At 64.8% G+C, this 2,734-nt stretch carries 3 protein-coding genes; all 3 read left to right on the top strand.

Features of this window, described 5'->3' with window-relative positions:
- Positions 1 to 1,098: aldehyde dehydrogenase family protein (locus tag WAN02_RS05325; RefSeq protein WP_422263132.1), on the top strand; the 1,098-nt coding region annotated here is incomplete at its 5' end.
- 357 nt (positions 1,099 to 1,455) lie between these two features.
- Entirely contained in the window at positions 1,456 to 2,325 is an 870-nt protein-coding gene (locus tag WAN02_RS05320; RefSeq protein ID WP_422263131.1) for an SDR family NAD(P)-dependent oxidoreductase, read from the top strand.
- A gap of 175 nt (positions 2,326 to 2,500) precedes the next feature.
- Positions 2,501 to 2,734 (top strand): SDR family NAD(P)-dependent oxidoreductase (locus tag WAN02_RS05315; RefSeq protein WP_422263133.1); only part of this gene is annotated, 234 nt, incomplete at its 3' end.

Genomic DNA, 2,734 nt, shown 5'->3' with positions numbered 1-2,734 from the left:
CGAGACGACGCGCCGAGCGAGGTTCGCACGACGCAACTGTGCGACGTCGCCGTGATCAAGGAGCCGGTAGGGGTGGTGGCCTCCATCGCCCCCTGGAACGGCCCCTTCAACATGGCACTTTCTAAGATCATCCCCGCCCTGGTGACGGGATGCAGCGTCGTCTTCAAGCCGGCGCCGGAAACCCCTCTGGACTCCTTCTACATCGCCGAGGCTCTCGATCAGGCCGGCGTGCCGGCTGGCGCCTTCAACTTGATCACCGGAGACCGGGACGCCGGGCGCGCATTGGTCGCGCATCCCGAGGTCGACAAGGTCAGTTTCACCGGGTCGACGGCTGCGGGGCGTGAGATTGGCCGCGAATGTGGCGGCTCGTTCAAGCGGGTGCAGCTCGAACTGGGCGGCAAGTCGGCAGCGATCATCCTCGATGACGCGGACATCCCCACCACGATGGCAGCATTGGCCATGGGTTGTTTCTTCAACACCGGTCAGGTCTGTGCGGCCTACAGCCGCGTGCTGGTACCCAACAGCCGCTACGACGAGGTCGTTGCGGCCCTGGTCGCCACCGCCGAGTCCTTCGTCGTGGGCGACCCCGCCGAACCCGGAACGACGATGGGCCCCCTGGTCTCCAAACAGCAGCATGATCGCGTGCTCGGCTACATCGAAGCGGGCAAGGCCGACGGCGCGGTCGTGGCGACGGGCGGCGGGGTTCCGCCGGGACTGGAGACGGGCTACTTCATCCAGCCGACGGTGTTCACCCAGGCGACCAACTCCATGCGGATCAGTCAAGAGGAGATCTTCGGTCCCGTGGTGTCGGTCATGGGTTATGACACGATCGACGAAGCCATCGCCATCGCGAACGATTCCGATTACGGGCTGCATGGCGCGGTGTTCACCACTGACCCGGAACGGGCCGCAGACGTGGCGCGACGAGTTCGCACCGGCACGTTCAGCGTCAACGCCTTCATCTACAACACCGAAGCGCCCTTCGGCGGCATCAAGTGCTCAGGCGTTGGACGCGACACCGGCCCCGAAGCGCTCCAAGCCTTCTACGAGCTGAAGACGGTGAACCTCACCGAGGGAATGCAGCCCCTCTTCGCTTGAGAGCCCGGCGGCTCAGCGGGTGCGCGGTCCTCTGGGCAGCACGTTCTCGCTGGCTCCGGTGCACCAGGTCGGTTCCGGACACCGGAGCCGTATGCACGAGATGCGTTGCCACGCAGGCGAGTTCGGTGGATCCAGCACTGCAACCCCGTGGTTCGTTCGGTGCACGGCTTGCACACTCAGGATGTCTTCGTGGGCTCGGCCGTCAGCGTGGGGGTTAGGAGAAGTCTCAATGAATGCGTTGACATGGCCGGACATAAATCTATAGGGTTTAGATAACCTAATTCGATTCTGCGGTCCCCGCGGGGCGGTAGGTGACGAAATGGTGTTCCGAGAACGTGTCTCAAGGAAGAGGCTGAAGTGGGAAGACTCGACGACAAGGTCGCAGTGATCACGGGTGCGGGATCCGGGTTGGGCCGGACTGCTGCGCAACTCTTCGCCTCCGAAGGCGCCAAAGTCGTGGTGATGGACATCCTCGGCGACCGAGCCGAGGGCACCGTCAAGCTCATTACCGAGGATGGCGGCGATGCGGTGTCGGTTGAGGCGGACACCGGCAATGAGGCCGATGTCGCTCGAACCGTGCAGACCGCGCTCGACGCGTTCGGCAAGCTCGACATCATGTGGGCCAATGCCGGCATCGTGTCCCGAGGTGGGGTACCGAGTGTTGCCGGAGGCGAGGAACTCCTCTTCGAGGACTTTCCGCTGGAGGACTGGAATGAAGTCGTCAACGTCAACCTGACGGGCCCGTTCCTGTGCGCCAAGCACTCCGTGCGGCCCCTGCGCGACAACGGCGGCGGGGCAATACTCATCACGTCGTCGGCAGCATCGATCGCCGCCTACCACAGCATCTCGCCGTATGCGGCCACGAAGGCGGGCGTGAACGGATTCGTTCGGTCGCTGTCACTTGACCTGGGCAAGTGGGGCATCCGCGTCAATGCCATTGCGCCGACCCACGGCATGTCGCCAAACTTTCTGATGGAACGCGGTGCACCGGTGGTGGGCCAGTCCTACGAGGAGTCCGCAGGCCCGTGGGACAAGGGAGTAACGCCCATCCCCCTCAAGCTCGATCGGCCCCCTTCACTGCTCGACAACGCCAGAACCGCATTGTTCCTGGTCTCCGATGACGCTGCCTACACCTCGGGGCAAGTGCTGGCCTCTGCCGACGGCGGCACACTGGCGCGCGTCGCCATTCCCTTCGCGGAGGACCAGGGCCAGCCCACGTTGCAGTGACTCCCTGCGCTCCAGCCAGTCTGGGCGCTTTCTGGGTCGGCGGCTCGTCACCACAGCTGCGTGGGTGAGAATCGACGCCTCGGCGGCAAAGGGCGTCGGCGCTCCTTGAGTCGTTTGGGTCCGCTAGTTTGTGAGTCTGTTACACCCCGCTCAGCTCATCGGCATCTCGCTGAGGATGGGACCGGGCCGCGCAAGATTCGCAGTCCATGAAGCAGAGTCGGCACATGCGCCACGAGAGGAGTCGGTCATGACGGACCAGCGTGCGAACACCGCTGCGGGGCATGGGCCCCGCGTGGCGCTCGTCACCGGTGCCGCGAGAGGCATTGGGGCCGCCATCGCCCGCCGCCTTGCAGCAGACGGGTTCGCCGTCGCCATCAACTACGCGACGAGCGCCGACGCTGCCAATTCG

Source organism: Mycobacterium sp., from assembly GCF_049281135.1.
In the GTDB taxonomy this organism is placed as follows: domain Bacteria; phylum Actinomycetota; class Actinomycetes; order Mycobacteriales; family Mycobacteriaceae; genus Mycobacterium.
The sequence above is the reverse complement of the archived record's forward strand: the minus strand, read 5'-3'. Positions and strand labels throughout refer to the sequence as shown.